The organism is Galactobacter caseinivorans (assembly GCF_003640665.1).
GTDB lineage: Bacteria > Actinomycetota > Actinomycetes > Actinomycetales > Micrococcaceae > Galactobacter > Galactobacter caseinivorans.
Genome location: NZ_QQXL01000001.1, coordinates 34,718 through 49,823 on the forward strand (window position 1 = coordinate 34,718; position 15,106 = coordinate 49,823).

The 15,106-nt window shown below is 71.0% G+C and carries 15 protein-coding genes; 10 read left to right on the top strand and 5 right to left on the bottom strand.

Going from position 1 to position 15,106, the window contains the following annotated elements:
- Window position 1: 1 nt before the first annotated feature.
- Window positions 2-1,999, bottom strand: coding sequence for an acetate--CoA ligase (acs, locus tag DWQ67_RS00165; RefSeq protein WP_121483583.1), 1,998 nt, complete (start codon window positions 1,997-1,999; stop codon window positions 2-4).
- A gap of 164 nt (window positions 2,000-2,163) precedes the next feature.
- On the opposite strand from acs, the gene DWQ67_RS00170 reads away from it, so the two are divergent.
- From DWQ67_RS00170 to DWQ67_RS00180, 3 genes are read left to right on the top strand one after another with little or no spacing between them, the layout of a single operon-like run.
- Entirely contained in the window at window positions 2,164-2,964 is an 801-nt protein-coding gene (locus DWQ67_RS00170; protein WP_121483584.1) for a hypothetical protein, read from the top strand.
- Window positions 2,964-3,788, top strand: coding sequence for an endonuclease III (gene nth / locus DWQ67_RS00175; protein ID WP_121483585.1), 825 nt, complete (start codon window positions 2,964-2,966; stop codon window positions 3,786-3,788). Before DWQ67_RS00170 ends, nth begins: the two co-directional genes overlap by 1 nt.
- Window positions 3,785-4,522: an NUDIX hydrolase gene (locus tag DWQ67_RS00180; RefSeq protein ID WP_233555838.1), complete on the top strand. Its 738-nt coding sequence runs from the start codon at window positions 3,785-3,787 to the stop codon at window positions 4,520-4,522. The genes nth and DWQ67_RS00180 overlap by 4 nt, the downstream gene beginning before the upstream one ends.
- Before the next feature lie 35 nt (window positions 4,523-4,557).
- Here DWQ67_RS00180 and DWQ67_RS00185 read toward each other — a convergent pair whose 3' ends face one another.
- Window positions 4,558-6,288: a bifunctional 3'-5' exonuclease/DNA polymerase gene (locus DWQ67_RS00185; protein WP_121483586.1), complete on the bottom strand. Its 1,731-nt coding sequence runs from the start codon at window positions 6,286-6,288 to the stop codon at window positions 4,558-4,560.
- Between the two features lie 282 nt (window positions 6,289-6,570).
- Here DWQ67_RS00185 and DWQ67_RS00190 point away from each other — a divergent pair, with 282 nt between their 5' ends.
- Genes DWQ67_RS00190 through DWQ67_RS00205 form a run of 4 tightly spaced genes read left to right on the top strand, consistent with a single transcriptional unit; the run spans window position 6,571 to window position 10,331 of the window.
- A complete protein-coding gene (locus DWQ67_RS00190; protein WP_147433570.1) occupies window positions 6,571-7,671 on the top strand; it encodes a hypothetical protein in 1,101 nt (366 codons plus the stop codon).
- On the top strand, window positions 7,668-8,897 hold the full coding sequence (locus DWQ67_RS00195) for a TadA family conjugal transfer-associated ATPase (protein ID WP_121483588.1): 1,230 nt from the start codon (window positions 7,668-7,670) through the stop codon (window positions 8,895-8,897). The genes DWQ67_RS00190 and DWQ67_RS00195 overlap by 4 nt, the downstream gene beginning before the upstream one ends.
- A gap of 10 nt (window positions 8,898-8,907) precedes the next feature.
- Window positions 8,908-9,750 (top strand): hypothetical protein, encoded by an 843-nt coding sequence (locus DWQ67_RS00200; protein WP_121483589.1) that lies wholly within the window; start codon window positions 8,908-8,910, stop codon window positions 9,748-9,750.
- A complete protein-coding gene (locus DWQ67_RS00205) occupies window positions 9,747-10,331 on the top strand; it encodes a type II secretion system F family protein (protein WP_158595314.1) in 585 nt (194 codons plus the stop codon). Before DWQ67_RS00200 ends, DWQ67_RS00205 begins: the two co-directional genes overlap by 4 nt.
- A 27-nt stretch (window positions 10,332-10,358) precedes the next feature.
- Here DWQ67_RS00205 and DWQ67_RS00210 read toward each other — a convergent pair whose 3' ends face one another.
- A complete protein-coding gene (locus DWQ67_RS00210; protein ID WP_121483591.1) occupies window positions 10,359-10,901 on the bottom strand; it encodes a dihydrofolate reductase family protein in 543 nt (180 codons plus the stop codon).
- Window positions 10,898-11,518, bottom strand: a complete 621-nt coding sequence (locus DWQ67_RS00215) for a TetR/AcrR family transcriptional regulator (RefSeq protein WP_121483592.1) — start codon at window positions 11,516-11,518, stop codon at window positions 10,898-10,900. Before DWQ67_RS00215 ends, DWQ67_RS00210 begins: the two co-directional genes overlap by 4 nt.
- Window positions 11,519-11,750: 232 nt before the next feature.
- On the opposite strand from DWQ67_RS00215, the gene DWQ67_RS00220 reads away from it, so the two are divergent.
- The 3 genes from DWQ67_RS00220 to DWQ67_RS00230 are packed head-to-tail and all read left to right on the top strand — an operon-like array spanning window position 11,751 to window position 12,733.
- Window positions 11,751-11,939, top strand: coding sequence for a DUF4244 domain-containing protein (locus DWQ67_RS00220; protein WP_121483593.1), 189 nt, complete (start codon window positions 11,751-11,753; stop codon window positions 11,937-11,939).
- 1 nt (window position 11,940) lies between these two features.
- On the top strand, window positions 11,941-12,324 hold the full coding sequence (locus DWQ67_RS00225) for a TadE family type IV pilus minor pilin (RefSeq protein ID WP_121483594.1): 384 nt from the start codon (window positions 11,941-11,943) through the stop codon (window positions 12,322-12,324).
- Between the two features lies 1 nt (window position 12,325).
- Window positions 12,326-12,733, top strand: coding sequence for a hypothetical protein (locus tag DWQ67_RS00230; RefSeq protein WP_121483595.1), 408 nt, complete (start codon window positions 12,326-12,328; stop codon window positions 12,731-12,733).
- Here DWQ67_RS00230 and DWQ67_RS00235 read toward each other — a convergent pair.
- On the bottom strand, window positions 12,730-15,072 hold the full coding sequence (locus tag DWQ67_RS00235; RefSeq protein ID WP_121483596.1) for a DEAD/DEAH box helicase: 2,343 nt from the start codon (window positions 15,070-15,072) through the stop codon (window positions 12,730-12,732). The two genes, DWQ67_RS00230 and DWQ67_RS00235, sit on opposite strands and share 4 nt — an antisense overlap.
- Window positions 15,073-15,106 lie beyond the last annotated feature (34 nt).

Sequence of the window (15,106 nt, forward strand, 5' to 3'; positions counted from 1 at the left end):
CTTAGCCGCGCATCGTCTCCGCGATCTGATCCATCACCGTGGTGTCCGCCAGCGTGGAGGAGTCACCCGCGGCGCGGCCCTCTGCCACGTCCTTGAGCAGGCGGCGCATGATCTTGCCGGAGCGGGTCTTGGGCAGCTCCGGCACCACAAAGACGGCCTTTGGCTTAGCAATGGGCCCAATGTCCTTGCCCACGTGCAGGCGCAGCTGCTCGCTGATGTCCGCGGGCCAGTCCCCGTCCACACCGCGCAGGATCACAAACGCGACCACCGCCTCTCCCGTGGTCTCGTCCTTGGCGCCCACCACCGCGGCCTCCGCGACCGCCTCATGGCCCACCAGCGAGGACTCGATCTCCGTGGTGGAGAGCCGGTGCCCGGACACATTCATGACGTCATCCACGCGGCCAAGGAGCCAGATGTCACCGTCCTCATCCTTCTTGGCGCCGTCCCCGGCAAAGTACATGGTCTCGAAGCGGGACCAGTAGGTCTCCTTGAAGCGCTCCGGGTCCCCCCAGATGCCGCGCAGCATGGAGGGCCACGGGTCGCGGATGACCAGGTAGCCACCCTCGCCGTTGCCGACCGGCGTGCCCATCTCATCCACCACGTCCGTGGAGATGCCGGGCACGGCCACCTGGGCGGAGCCCGGCTTGGTGGCGGTCACGGCTGGCAGGGGCGCAATCATGTGCCCGCCGGTCTCGGTCTGCCACCACGTGTCAACGATGGGAGCCGGGTGCTCCTTGCGCGGTCCTGGTTTGCCGTCGGTGCCGGCGCCGTTGTTGGCACCGATCACCTCGCGGTACCACATCCACGCCTCGGGATTGATGGGCTCACCCACCGTACCGAGCACGCGCAGGGAGGAGAGGTCATAGGCGTCCGGGATCTCCCGGCCCCACTTCATGGCGGTGCGGATGGCGGTGGGCGCCGTGTACATGATGCTGACCTTGTACTTCTGCACCAGGTCCCACCAGCGGCCCCGGTCAGGGGTGTCCATGGTGCCCTCGTAGAGCAACACGGTGGAGCCGTTGACCAGCGGCGCGTAGGTGACGTAGGAGTGGCCGGTGATCCAGCCGACGTCCGCGGTGCACCAGTACACGTCCGTCTCCGGGTGCAGGTCAAAAGTGTCGCGGTGCGTGACCGCGGTCTGCACCAGGTAGCCGCCGGTGGTGTGCAAAATCCCCTTGGGGCGTCCGGTGGTGCCAGAGGTGTAGAGGATGAAGAGCGGGTGCTCCGAGTCAAAGGGCTGGGCCGTGTGCTCGGCGGAGGCCTGCGGAACCACCTCATGCCACCACAGGTCCCTGCCCTCCACCCAGGCGGTGGGCTCGGCGTTGCGACGGACCACCAGGACGTTGTCCACGGTGTGGCCAGGGGCCTCCAGTGCTGCGTCCACTGCGGGCTTGAGCGGGCTGGGCTTGGTGCGGCGCCACGTGCCATCCGCCGTGACGACCAACTTGGCCTCCGCGTCGTCGATCCGGTTGCGCAGCGCGTCCGCGGAGAAGCCGCCAAAGACCACGGAGTGCACCGCCCCCAGGCGGGCGCAGGCCAGCATGGTGATGACGGCCTCCGGAATCATGGGCAGGTACACCGCCACGCGGTCCCCGGCGCCCACGCCCAGGGAGGCAAACGCGTTGGCCGCCTGCTTCACGGCCGTGGTCAGCTCAGCGTAGGTGTAGCTGGCGGTGTCCCCGGGCTCGCCCTCAAAGTGCAGGGCGGTGCGGTCCCCGTGGCCGGCCTCCACGTGGCGATCCAGCGCGTTGTAGGCCGCGTTGAGCTTGCCGTCCCCAAACCAGCGGTAGAACGGGGCATTGGAGTCATCCAACACCTCGGTGAAATCGCTGTGCCAGGTGATGGCCTCCCGCGCGCGCTCAGCCCAGTAGCCAAGACGATCTTCTGCGGCGCGTTGATACAGCGAGGCGTCCGCCACGGCGTTCTTCACAAACTCCGGGGAGGGGGGAAATGCGCGGTGCTCGCTGGAGAGGTTATCCAGGGTCGGGTTCTCTGCCATGGGGGCCTTCCTCGATGGGTCTTGGGCCGTATTTCTGCTCCGGTTGTGACTCACGCTACATCGAATCCGGGCCCGTTGGCCGGTGGGAGACGCCCGCCCCGGCAGATCTCGCTAGGCTGGGTCAGTCGGTGGTGGCCACCACCGAAACATCGCAGGAGGAAACCATGAGCCAGCAGTCTGGGAACCGGGCGGTCCTTGGACCCTTCACCGCGCGCGAGGTGACGTTGATGGGCGGGGCAGTGCTGCTCGCCTTGGCGGCACTCTTCTCCTTTGGGCGCACGCGCGGGGACTTCGCGGTCGTCATCCTTGGCCTGCTCGCGCCCCTGGCCGCCGCCGGCGGATACGCCTGGCGACGCACGCGCGGGCGCGCCCGGCTTGACCTGGCCTCCTTCTCACTTGATCAGGCAGCTGCCGTGGTGTCCGTTACCGCGCTGGTCGTCGCGATCGGCGGCATGGGCGGGGCCGGCTCCGTGGTGCAGTTCTTTAGCATCGTGGGCGCCCTGGCCATGTGCGTGGCGACCTGGGGCTCGCTGTGGGTGGGCGTCTTCCGCGCCGACTTCGCGGACACCCCGGAGGTCCCCGTGCTGACCCGCGACGTGCTCGCGACCGGCGCCGGGAGTAGCTTTGGCACCGCCACCGCCACCGCCACCGCCACCCAGGTGCACCCTGGCACAGGGCCCGACGCCGCGGCGTCGGGCAGGGGCGTCACTCACCCGGATGCCCCGGCAGTGCCGCACACCGGCGTCGTGGCGTCCGCGGGGCAGCCAGGCGGCGACGCCGCGTTCTGGTTTGCCGTCCCGACCCCGCGCCCCGTGAGCAACCGCGCCAACGGCAGCCTGCTCTTCACGGCGGAGCCGGGCGCGTGGTGGCTCGCGGTGCGCCGCGTCCCCGAGGGCCTAGTGGTGCGCCACGACGACGGCCGCGAGGGACTGCTCTCTGACACCACAGAGCTGGAATTGGCCTGATGCCCGCGCGCCTCACCCCAGCCCAGAAGACGGCGCGGCTGTTTGAACGCGAGACGCCGCTAGGCCGGACACGGCGCGCCAGAAGGATCAATCGCGAGCTCGCGGCGACGTACCCGTATGTGGTGCCGGAGCTGGATTTTGCGAACCCGTTTGAGCTGTTGGTGGTCACGGTGCTCTCCGCGCAGACCACCGATGTGAAGGTCAACGAGATCAGCCCTGCCCTCTTTGCCGACTACCCCACGCCGCAGGCGCTGGCAGGTGCCAACCCCATCGCGGTGCAGGAACTGGTGCGGCCCACAGGCTTTTTTAAGACCAAGGGGGCCAATATCCAGGAGCTCTCGCGGCGCCTGGTGGAGGATCACGACGGGGAGGTGCCCGGGGATCTTGACTACCTAGTCTCGCTGCCCGGCGTGGGGCGCAAAACCGCATTTGTGGTGCTGGGCAACGCCTTTGGGCGGCCCGCCATCACCGTGGATACGCACTTTGGGCGGCTGGCACGCCGCTTCGGCTGGACCCAGCAAGAGGACCCCGTCAAGGTGGAGGCGGAGGTGGGCGCGCTCTTTGAACCACGCGACTGGACCGATCTGTCCCACCACCTGATCTTCCACGGCCGGCGCATCTGCCACGCCAAGAAACCCGCCTGCGGTGCGTGCCCCGTGGCGCAGTGGTGCCCCTCCTACGGCGAGGGGGAGACCGACCCGCTGGCCGCCGCCGCGCTGCAGAAGTACGAGTTGGCGCCGGGCCGCGAGGAACTGCACCAGCTCATGATGGGCGGTGCGACGCGGCGCGAGCTGCGCGCCCTGGGTTATGGGCTGGGCCAGTGAGCGAGCCATCGGTGGAGGAAGCGGCGGTGCAGCAGTCATCGTCGCTGCGGCAGTCGATTCCGCGGGAGCAGCTGCGCTCGCTGCTGGAGGACTATGCCGCGCATCCCGACCGGGTGCCGCCGTACGACAGCATGCGGCGCAGGGCGCAGGAACCAGCCTCCCGCAGCGCGGCCGTGTTGGTGCTTTTTGGGGTGCTGGACGCGGAGCCAGCGCAGCATCGGTGCGCGTCCGTGCCCGCGGATCTTGATGTGTTGCTGGTGGTCCGGGCCTCAGGCTTGCGGGATCACCCGGGGGAGATTGCTTTCCCGGGCGGCGGCGTGGAGGCACAGGACGCGACCCTCCAGGCCACCGCGCTGCGCGAGGCCTGGGAGGAAACCGGGCTGGATCCCGCTGGGGTTGAGGTGCTTGGACTGCTCCCGGCCGTGCCCACCGTGTCCCGCTTCGAGGTGACCCCCGTGGTGGGGTGGTGGCGGGAACAGAGCCGTGTGGGAGTGGTGGATGCGGGCGAATCCGCCGCCGTCTTTAGGGTGCCGGTGGCGGACTTGGTGGACCCTGCGCACCGCTGCGTCAGCGTGCTGCGCCGCGGGAGCGAGGAGTGGCGCATGCCGGCGTTCCAGCTGCCGCAGGGCCTGCTCTGGGGCTTCACGGCAGGGATCGTGGCCGGGCTGCTGGATGAGCTGGGATGGAGCGAGCCCTGGGATGAGGGCGTGGAAGTGACGCCGGCGGGGTACTAGCCGCAGCCGGTGCATGGCCGGCCCGTGGGGGAGCGCTATTTGGCGCTCGCGTAGTCCTGCGCCTGCCCAATGGACACCGGGAAGTCCACGGGAATGTCCCCAAAGAGCAGGCGCGCCGCCTCCTCAGCCGAGGCCGTCATGGCCTCTTGCACCGCCGCGGCCTCATCCTGGTGGGCGTGCACCATGATCTCGTCATGCAAGAAGAAGACCTGCCGCGAGCGCGGGGCCACCCGGCGCAGGCGGGTGCGCAGGCTGGCCATCCAGCACTCGGCCCACTCAGCGGCGGAACCCTGCACCACAAAGTTACGGGTGAAGCGGCCGAAGGAGCGCGCCTGCGCCTCCGAGGAACGCCGCGCGGCCAGCGCCTCGGCGTCACTGAACCCAGCGTCGTCGGACAGATCCGGGCCAGGATCCCCGCCGCCCCCGGGCGCGCCAAGGGCGCCGCCGGGTCCCGTGGCGGCACCGCCGGCCTGACCCGGCGCTGGGCTGTGCCGGCCAAGCCAGGTGCGCACAATCCCGCCGCGCTCGCCAGTGCGAGCCGCCTCCTCGAGGAAGGCCGTGGCCCGGGGAAAGGTGGCAGCAAGGCGGGGGGCCATGGCCGCGGAGGGGCCGGTGGTGCCGCCGTACATGGCGCCGAGCATGGCGACCTTGGCCAGATCGCGATCCCCCTCAAAGGCGCGGTCGGCGATGGCCTGGTAAAGGTCCGTCCCGCGTGCGGCCTGGGCCAACTCGCGATCGGCACTGATGGCGGCAAGAATGCGGGGCTCCAGCTGGCTGGCATCCGCGACCACCAGCACGTGGCCGGGGTCCGCGCGGACGGCGGAGCGGACGTCGTGCGGGATCTGCAGGGCGCCGCCACCGTGGCTGGCCCAGCGGCCCGTCACCACGCCGGCCACCACGTAGTCGGGGTGGAAACGGCCGTCCCGCAGCCAGGCGTCCAGCCAGCCCCAGCCGTTGGCGGTGAAGAGGCGCTGGAGTTTTTTGTAGCGCATCAGGGGCTCAATCACCGGATGCTTGACCTCCATGAGGTCCCACTTGCGGGTACTGGCGGTGTCGATGCCCGCGCGGCGCAGGGCACGCAGCAGCTCCGGCTGGGAGTCCGGATTCATGCGTGGCGCATCCAGGAGCAGCTTGAGCTGCTCCGCCAGGTCCGCCAGGCGCGCCGGGCGCGAGCCAGGCGGAACGCGCGGGCCCAACTCCCTCTCCAGGAGCGCCTCATGCGTGGCACGGTCCCAGGGCAGGCCGTCATGATTCATCTCCGCTGCCAACAGGGCGCCGGCCGAATCAAGGCTCATGAGCAGGCGCAGCTTGGCGCCGTCCGGGCCTTGGGGCAGAGCGGCGAGCTGGCGCTGGTACTCGGCGGCGAGTTGCTGCGGCGTGCTGCCCTTGGTCTTGGGGGCATCAAAGAGGGAGTCCTGCTGAGAGGGCGCCTCTTCTGAGATCCAGGCGGGACGGGGCGGGATGAGAGGTGCTGGGGCCTGGGGCACGGCGCCGCGCAGGATCTGGGCGGAGAGCCCCAGATCGTGGCAGCGGACCGCCTCGGCGCCGCCGCGCAGCAGCTCGGGGTAGGAGACCCTGGTGTCCTCCCAGACCCATCGGCAGGCGGGGTCATTGTCTTGGAAGGCGGCGACGAGGGCGGGCAACTGCGCCGCCGTGACCTCTGTTCCCCGGCCCGCAGGCAGGCCCGCCGCGTCCAGCGGGACCACGATCCTGCGCGCGGGGTCTCCGGGGGCGGAGTCTGCGGCGGCGAGGAGGTAAGCGGTCATGAGGTAATCATCTCGCATCGGGGCGACAGCGTGGTGGTGGCGGGTGGCGGGTGGCGGGTGGCTGGTGGCGGGTGGCTGGGGGGTGTGGCTGGGGCCGGGGTGCTTCGTGAGTCCGGGGCACATCCCTCACAGACGCGGTGGTTGAGGGCCGGGTGGGCGTGTTATCCACAATCCGTGGCGGATGGCCGCCGGACGGAAGCCGCGTGCGGGAACGTGGCTGGCATGTGGACTTTGCAGGAGGAACGCCAGAGGGCGCGGGGCAGCGGTAGAGCCGCGCGGCACGTGCCGCCGCCATCGGAACCCGAGGCAGCGGTGGTTTTGGTGGGTGGCGGGGACGTCCTTGCGGATGCGGTGGTCCCTGTGGTGGCGGGCGCCGGCGTGAGCCTGCGTGTGGAGGATGCACCCCAGTCAGGTTGGCGGGAACGGCCCGGGGTGGTGATCCTGTGGTGGGCGGGACTGACCCAGCCGCCTCCGGCGGGGGCCGTGCTGGTGGATGTGGACCAGGGCAGGCTGTGGGCGGCGGCCGCGCGGGCACCGGGGCACCGGGCGGTGCAGTTGCCGGCGGGGCGCGCGTGGCTGGCGGAACACCTGGGCGGCAGGGTGGGAGGGGGCGCACACGGGCCAGGGCGCGTGCTCTTGGTCGGTGGGCTGGGGGAGGAGCACCACAGCGCCAAGGTGGCCAGGGAGCTAGCACTCGCGGCGCATCGAGGGGGGATGGAGACGGTTCTGGTGGATGCGGACCCCCGCGGGAGCCTGCGCTTCTTGGCCGTTCACGAGGTGGAGGATGTCCAGGGCGCGCGGGCGTGGTGGCCGGACGCCCTCGCGTGGTCCAAGGACGGTGCCGCACACGCGCTCATGGGTGCGCTGCCGCGGTGGAACGGGGTACCCCTGCTCAGTTGGGATGCCCTGGCCGCGGTGTCGGAACAGGAGCACTCGCGATGGGCCGGCGGCGCCTGGCCGGGGCCGGAGCAGCTTGAGGTGATCTCCGCTCTGGCGCGGGGTACTGAGGTGGTGGTCGTAGACGTGGGCCCGCTGAGCTGGCCACTGGCGACGCTCCCAGGGGGCTCCGCCGCGGCGTCGGCCCTGTCTGAGCTGGTGCTCTGCGCTGGCCACGGCGCGCCGTGGGATGAGGGGTGGTGGCTGCACGGCCCGGGTCTTGGCCTGCCGCAGGGGGTGGAGGGCAGCCTGGTCACTGTGCGCTCCCGGTCGCTACCGGTGGATGGGCCCGCCGCGGCCGCCGCCCTGGGAGTGGCGTGGGCGGGAACGTTGGATGCGCGGCCGGCCAGGGGCAGGGCAACGCTGCGGCGCTCGGGCCAGCGCATGCTGGTACGCCATTGGCTCCCGCGCCTGCAACGGGGTATGGCGTTGGGGGCCGGATCATGAGCGCGCCGGACCGGGCGCGCGGGAGTTCCGCGGCGGCGACGCCTTGGGCCGGGACGGAGCTGGACGGGCCCACTCTGCGGGGCCACGCGGTGGGGCCGCTGGTGGAGCGAGTCCGGCGCGAGCTGGCCACCCGGGGCCAGCAGGCCACCCTGGAGAATGTGGCCGAGCACGTCAGGGGGGCCACCGGAGTGCGCGGCGCGGAGGCAACGGAGTCGCTGGCTCGCAGGGTGTTGGCGGCGTTGGTGGGCTTTGGGCCGCTGCAGAGCCTGATCGAGTCACCCGGGGTGACGGACGTGTTGGTGAATCCGGACGGCACGGTCTGGGTGGATGATCAGGCCGGGCTGCGCCGGGTCCCCTCGGTGGTGCTGCCGGCCTCAGAGGTCAGGAAGCTCGCCGTGCGCCTGGTGTCGCTGGGTGGGCGCCGGCTGGATGAGGCGCAGCCCTACGCTGACGTGGTCCTGGCGGGGGTGCGCGTCCACGCCGTGCTGCCGCCCATCTCCGATGGTGCACCGGCGCTGTCCCTGCGGCGTACCCGGAGCACTCGGGCCGTGTTGGGGGAGCTCTTCCACGATCCGGATGACCCGTGGCCGCCGCTGTTACGCCACGTGATCACGGCCCGGCTGAATTTCCTCATCAGCGGGGGGACGGGCGCAGGCAAGACCACGCTGCTTTCCGCGATGCTGGCCGAGGCCTCTGCGGATGAGCGCCTGGTGATTGTGGAGGACGCCCACGAGCTCAGCCCGGCGCACCCCCACGCCCTGGCGCTGCAGTCGCGGGCGCCGAATACGGAGGGGGCCGGCGGGATCCGCATGACGGAGCTGGTGCGGGAGGCGCTGCGCATGCGCCCAGACCGGCTGGTGGTGGGGGAGTGCCGCGGTGAGGAGGTCAGGGATGTGCTGATGGCGCTCAATACCGGGCACGACGGCGCTGGGGCCACGGTGCACGCCAACTCCGCCGGGGCCGTAGGGGAGCGGCTGGTGGCGTTGGGCGCCCTGGGCGGATGGGACGCCCGCTCCACCTCGCTGCAGGCCGCGGCGGCCATCGACGTGGTGATTCACGTGGCCCGGGTGGGTGGCGCACGGCGGCCGGTGGGCATGGCACGCCTTCGCGTTCAGCCCGGTGGAGAGCTGAGCAGCGAGAGCATCCTGGACCAGGACCATGCGGGGAACTGGCGCCACGGCCCGGCCTACGACTGGTTCCAGAGGCTGCGAGGCCGCGGAGCATGAGGCGGTCCCCGTGAGCGCCGCCGTGCTCTTTGCAGCGCTCGCCGCACTGGGCGCGGCCGGGTGCGCCGCCGCGTGGGGCCCCGACCTGGGCGGAGGCTTGCGATGGGGACGCCGATCGGCACAGCGACGCGGCCAACGAATCTTGGTGGCGGGAGAGCACAAGCTGTCCGCCAACCCCGCCGATCCCTCCAACCTCGCAGATCTCGCGGATCAGAGCCTGAGCCGCGATCCCCTTCCGGAGGAGGTGGCGCGTGAGGTGCTGGGGCGGCTCGTGGCCCTGCTGCAGGCCGGGGTGCCGCGGGCTGCCAGCTGGGAGTTGCTGTGGCGCGGATGCCAGAGCGCGGCCCAGGAGAACCCCGGAACCGCACCGCAATTGCTCCCGTGGCGGCGCGGGGCAGTGAAGACACAAGGGCAGCGCTCACAACTCATGGGTCAGTGGGCCAGGGCGTTGGCGGAGGTCGCGCTCGCGGACGCTGCGGGCGAGGAGGCCTGGTCCCTGGCCGGGTCTGGGCCTGGTCGCGCGTGGCGGGACCTGATGTGGGCGGTGGGGCTTTCCTCCGCCAGCGGTGCACCCCTAGCGGAGCTGGTTGGCAGGGTGGCCGATGACTGTTCCGCCAGGGCGGACGCCGCCCGGGCCAGGATCTCCGGTCTTGCCGCGGCCACCTCCACGCGTCGCATCCTCATGTGGCTCCCGGCCGGCGGGCTGCTCCTGGCACAGTTGCTCGGGGCGGACCCCTTGGGCGTGCTGGTGACAACGCCAGCGGGCCGCATCGCGGCGCTCCTTGGTGCGCTGTTCTGGCTGGTGGCCCTGGCATGGTCGCGCAGGATCATGCGTGCAGGGCGGCAACCGTGAGTGCGGTCGGGGCGGCGCTGCTGGCCGGGCTGAGCCTGGCGGGGCTGGTCCTTGCGCTGCTGCGGGCGCCGGGTCAGAGCAGGAGGGGAGCCTCGCGCGGTCGGAACCCCGCGCCGTCGGGCAGTGCAACTCGCCGGGCGGAAGCCGGCCCCGCCGCTCACGGGCCCGCATCCAACGCCCACACGCCCCTGCTCTCCGACGCGGCGGCGGCGCTCTTGGCCTCAGGTCTCTCGCTCGACGCGATGGTGGAAACGCTGGGCGGCCCGGGGCCGGCCCCGGAGCTGGCCATCGTGGCGCGGCGGCTGCGATGGGGCGAGGATTGGGAGGGTGCCTGGGAGTCTGCTCCAGCCCATGCCCGCCTGCGTGATGCGCTCGAGTTGGCCGCCAGCACTGGCGCCCCGGCTGGGGCCCTGCTGCGCGACGGCGCCCAGGATCAGCGCAGGGCCTGGGCGCGGGCGGAGGAGGCCCGCGCCAACTCGATCGCCGTGCGGTTGGTGCTGCCCCTTGGCCTGTGTGGGCTCCCGGCATTCATCTGCTTGGGGATCGTGCCCATCGCACTGGCGCTGCTGCCCTGGGGTTAGGCGGCACGCACCCGTGCGCCGCGCTCGCTAGTTGACGGCGTAGGTGGACTGCACAAATCCGCCGCCCAGAGCCCGAGAGGAGCTGAGGGTGAGTTCAACGTCGCGATCTAGCGGCCCAAAGAGGGGGATGCCCTGGCCCAGCAGCACCGGGGCCGTCGTGATGGTGAGCTGATGGATGAGCCCCTCGCGCAGGAAGGTCTGCACCAGCTGTCCGCCATCCACGTAGACATTGCTGGCTCCGCCCGCGTGCAGTTCGCGCAGCAGCACCGGGAGGGTGGGTGCCACGGTGATGTTGGCGTCGTCGGTGCTCAAGTGGGTGCTCAGGACCAGCACCCGCAGTCCCTCATAGGGCCAAAAGCCGAACGTCAGCGTCTTCTCGTAGGTGTTGCGGCCCATCACGATGGTGTCGATCCCGGCCATGAAGGCGTCGTAGCCGGTGTCTCCGGCGTGCTCTGCGCGGACGTTGAGCCACTCCAGGTCTCCGTCCGGGCGGGCGATGAAGCCGTCCAGGCTGGTGCCGATAAAGACGCGTCCGGTGAAGGCGTGTGGCTGCTGGGAGGGGGAGTTCACGGGGTCTCCTTCGGGTTCGGGGTGGGCGGCTTGGTGAGGTGAGAGGAGAGCGCAAGGTCCAAGGCGCTGCGGAGCCGGGCGTTCAAGGTGCCCTGCCGGTCCATGGCCCAGAGCAATCCGGAGCCCGCGACCGCGGACTGGATGGAGGCGGTCAACGCCGCGGTGTCAGTACCCGGGGCCAGTTCGCCGGCGGCGACGGCGGAATCCAGTAGATTGCGGACGGTGCGCTCCTGGGAGCGCTGCGTGGCAAGCGTGAGGGCACGGAGATCCTCGTCCACCAGATCCGCGCAGAGGAAGGCCAGGTGGTTCGCAAAAACCTGCGGGGTGGTCGCGGGATCCCAGGTGCCCACCACCAAGTCGGTCAGGGCCTGGAGCGGGTGCGATCCCTGATCGCGGGAGTGCAGGTGTCGCTCGGAGGCCCGTTCGGCGTGCGAGTGGGCGAGCGCGAGCATCAGCCCGCGCTTGTTCCCGAACCGTTGCACCACAGTGGCAGGGGTGACGCCCGCCTCCGTGGCGACCAGCGCCAGGGTAAGCGCACTCGGGCCCGTGCGGCCCATGATCGTCACGGTGGCCCGCAGAAGAGTCACGTCATCCACCAAGCGTGGTCTTCCTGCCATGCCGGCCTCCAATAATACCTAAGCGTTCATTTATTATTGCAGACTGGAAACCGCAGCACCACGCGGCCTGGCTCGGCTCCCTCACATTCGGCCGCTTCCCCGCCTAGCCCGGCGTGTTATCCCCGGATCTGTCATCGGCGCTCCCACGGCGGCGAGCGCGGCGCCAGTCTGGAGGCAGGGCCACACGGGGCCCGGGGGACCGGCCCACGCCGGAGGGAAAGGTAGGAACACCATGAAGAAGCACACAAAGCCGGCGGGGACGCCGCGGCGTTTGCAGGGCGAGGAGGGCATCGCCACGGCGGAGTTCTCCATCGTCACGCTGGCCGCGGTCGGGTTCGCCGGCCTGTTGGTGGTCATTCTGGGCGGCGGCGAGGTCAAGGGCATGCTCTCTGACATGGTCGGCAAGGCCCTGGGCGGCTGAGATGACGGGGCAACGCCGGCAGGAGAATCAGAGTGAGCGGGACTCGGGCAGCGTGACGGCAGAGACCGCGGTGCTCCTGCCGGTGGTGCTCCTCATTCTCCTGGCCATCGCGGGGGTATCGGTGGTGGGCTCCGCCCAGGTGCGGGTGCAGCAGGCCGCCGGCGTGATCGCCCGCGAGCAGGCCAGGGGGGTGGACGTCTCGGATCAGGTGCAGCGTTTAGCGGGCGACGGCGCCAGCGTCAGTGTGGCGCGCGACGGCGGCTGGGCGCGGGTCACCGTGACCCGCAGCGTCCCGCTGTGGCAGGCGATTGGCCCGGGGATAGAGGTCAGCGCCGAGGCCGAATCGAGGGTGGAGAAACAGGCCACGGCAGAGGGAGGCGGGTGAGGTGAGAGGGCTCGGTGAACTGCGTGGCACAGGGGAGCGGGGGGTCTCCACGGCCCTGCACCTAGGGGTCCTGGCCGCGGGGGTGGCCGCGGGAGTGGCAGTGCTGATCTGGGCGGATGCGTCCGCCGAGCACAGCCGCACGGCCGTCTCAGCGGACCTGGCGGCGCTGGCGGCCTCGGATACGGCACGCGGGCTGGGTCCGGTTCCCGGCCAGGAACCCTGCGCCGTGGCCTCTGAGGTGGCCCGGCGCCACAAGACCGTGCTGCTGGAGTGTCAGGTGCTCAGCGGCGCTGGGGCCTCGGCGCAGGTCAGGGTGCGGGCCACCGCCTCCGACGGGGCCGCGGGCTGGCTCCCGCTGGCCAGGGCGGAGACCTCTGCCTGGGCGGGCGAACCGCAGGTGGGAGACTAGCGCCGGCCGCGCCCGGCGGGGACCAGGTGCAATATCTCGCCCAGCAGCCTCACGGCCCCGGCCTTATCCAGCGGATTGTTGCGATTGCCGCACTTGGGGGACTGCACGCAGGAGGGGCAGCCGCTCTGGCACTCGCAGGCCAGGATGGCGTCGCGGGTGGCACGCAGCCAATGCGGGGCCATGGCGTGGGCGCGCTCGGCGAATCCGGCGCCGCCCGGATGGCCGTCGTACACAAAGATGGTGGGCTGGCCGGTGTCCGCGTGCAGGGCGGTGGACACCCCACCAATGTCCCAGCGGTCGCTGGAGGCCACCAGCGGGAGCATGCCGATCGCGGCGTGCTCGGCAGCGTGCAGGGAACCAGGAGCGGACTCGGCGTCCACTCCGGCGTGGCGCAGCCGCGGTTCGGGGATGGTGAACCAGACGGCCTTGGTGAACAGCTCCCGCGGCTCCAGTTCCAGCGGCTCCTCGCCCAGAATCTCGTTACTGATCAGCGCCTTGCGCTGGAAGGAGACCACCTGAGTTGTCACCTTCACATCGCCAAAGAACACCCCGATCTCCCCCCACTGCTCCTCGCTCGTGGTCTGCAACACCTCCACGGTGGTGAGGTCGCGGGCCTGGGTGTAGTACTCCGGTTGGGTGCGGGAGACCAGCACGGTGTGGTTCTGCTCGTCCAGCAGCTCCACCAGATAGGTGCGGCCTTGGTGCACGTAAATGGCGCCGGTATGGGCCTGATAGTGCGTCTGTGGGGAGTCCATGGTCCCCAGCATGGTCCCGGTCTCTGCGTCCACCACGCTCACCGGACCGCCGCCGGCGGAGCGCAGGTCCACCATCTCGTGCGCGCTCTGAGGGTGCGTCCAAAACCATCCGGCGGGGCGGCGCCGCAACCAGCCGCGCTCCACCAGGTCCTCCACCTGCCCGGCCGTCCCCGGCCCAAAGAGCGTCAGATCCTCCGGGCGCAGCGGCAGCTCGGACGCGGCGGCGCACAGGTGCGGGCCAAGCACGTAGGGGTTCTCCGGGTCAAAGACCGTGGCCTCCACGCCGGAGTCAAAGACCGCCTCGGGGTGGTGCACCAGATAGGTATCCAGCGGGTCATCGGCGGCGACAAAGGCCGCAAGCGAGTCCTGTCCCGAGCGCCCGGCGCGGCCAATCTGCTGGAAGAAGGAGGCACGGGTCCCCGGCCACCCGGCCACAAGCACCGCGTCCAACCCGTCCACGTCGATGCCGAGCTCCAGCGCGGAGGTGGAGGCCACACCCAGCAGCTCACCGGAGCGAAGGTCGTTCTCCAACTGCCGCCGCTCCTCCGGCAGGTACCCGGAGCGGTAGGCGGCGATCCGGTGCGGCAGCCCGGCGTCGATCTCTGCCACCAGGCGCTGCGCCGTGGTCGCGATGGCCTCCGCCCCGCGGCGGGAGCGGATAAAGGCCAGGGTCCGCACGTGCGCGCACACCAGATGGGAGAGCAAATCAGAGGTCTCCGCGACCACCGAGCGACGCTGCAGGGCCCCGTTTTCCCCGCGCTGATCCGTGAGCGGTGGCTCCCACAGGGCCACGGTGCGCTCGCCGCGCTCGGAGCCGTCCTCCGTCACAGCCGTCGCCACGTCCCCGATGAGCCGGCCAAAGCTCTCCTCGGGATCCGCGCTCGTCGCGGAGGCGGCCAAGAAGACGGGCTCGGCCCCGTAATGGGCCGCCACCCGGCGCAAGCGGCGCAGCAGCACGGCCACGTGGGACCCAAAGACGCCGCGGTAGCTATGGGCCTCATCGATCACCACAAAGCGCAGACGCCGCAGGAAACCGGCCCACTGCACGTGGTTGGGGAGCATCCCAAAGTGCAGCATGTCCGGGTTGGTGAGCACCACATTGGCGTGCTCACGCACCCAGCGCCGCTCCTCCCGAGGAGTGTCCCCGTCATAGGAGGCGGCGCGGACGCCGTGCAGACGCAGCCCGCTAAGGGAAGAGAGCTGATCCGCGCCAAGTGCCTTAGTGGGAGACAAATACAAGACCGTGGCCTCGCCGCGGCCAGCGGTGCGGGACCCCTCGGGGGTGAGCCCGCCGCGGATCACGGCGTCCAGGGCCGGCATCAGGTAGGCCAGGGACTTACCGGAAGCGGTCCCGGTGGAGATGATGGTGTGCTGGCCAGCGTGAGCGGACTCCGCGGCCTGCACCTGGTGGATCCACGGCTGCTGCACGCCACGGGCCTCGTACGCGTCCACGATCTCCGGGCTCAGCCACAGCGGCCACTGCCCAAAGCGGGCCGCACGCGCAGGCAGGGTGCGCACATGCTGCAGGGTCTCCGGCGCTTCCCCGCGGCCCAGAAGCGGGATCAGCGTGCGGAAGTCCTTCATGCGCACATCCTGCCACGCGGCGCCCACCGCGCAG

What these genes read in the sequence shown, in the direction of transcription:
- acs (WP_121483583.1), bottom strand. Translation starts at nt 1,999, where the DNA reads ATGGCAGAGAACCCGACCCTGGATAACCTCTCCAGCGAGCACCGCGCA.
- DWQ67_RS00225 (WP_121483594.1), top strand. Translation starts at nt 11,941, where the DNA reads ATGACGGGGCAACGCCGGCAGGAGAATCAGAGTGAGCGGGACTCGGGC.
- DWQ67_RS00235 (WP_121483596.1), bottom strand. Translation starts at nt 15,072, where the DNA reads ATGAAGGACTTCCGCACGCTGATCCCGCTTCTGGGCCGCGGGGAAGCG.
- DWQ67_RS00220 (WP_121483593.1), top strand. Translation starts at nt 11,751, where the DNA reads ATGAAGAAGCACACAAAGCCGGCGGGGACGCCGCGGCGTTTGCAGGGC.
- DWQ67_RS00185 (WP_121483586.1), bottom strand. Translation starts at nt 6,288, where the DNA reads ATGACCGCTTACCTCCTCGCCGCCGCAGACTCCGCCCCCGGAGACCCC.
- DWQ67_RS00195 (WP_121483588.1), top strand. Translation starts at nt 7,668, where the DNA reads ATGAGCGCGCCGGACCGGGCGCGCGGGAGTTCCGCGGCGGCGACGCCT.
- nth (WP_121483585.1), top strand. Translation starts at nt 2,964, where the DNA reads ATGCCCGCGCGCCTCACCCCAGCCCAGAAGACGGCGCGGCTGTTTGAA.
- DWQ67_RS00215 (WP_121483592.1), bottom strand. Translation starts at nt 11,518, where the DNA reads ATGGCAGGAAGACCACGCTTGGTGGATGACGTGACTCTTCTGCGGGCC.
- DWQ67_RS00170 (WP_121483584.1), top strand. Translation starts at nt 2,164, where the DNA reads ATGAGCCAGCAGTCTGGGAACCGGGCGGTCCTTGGACCCTTCACCGCG.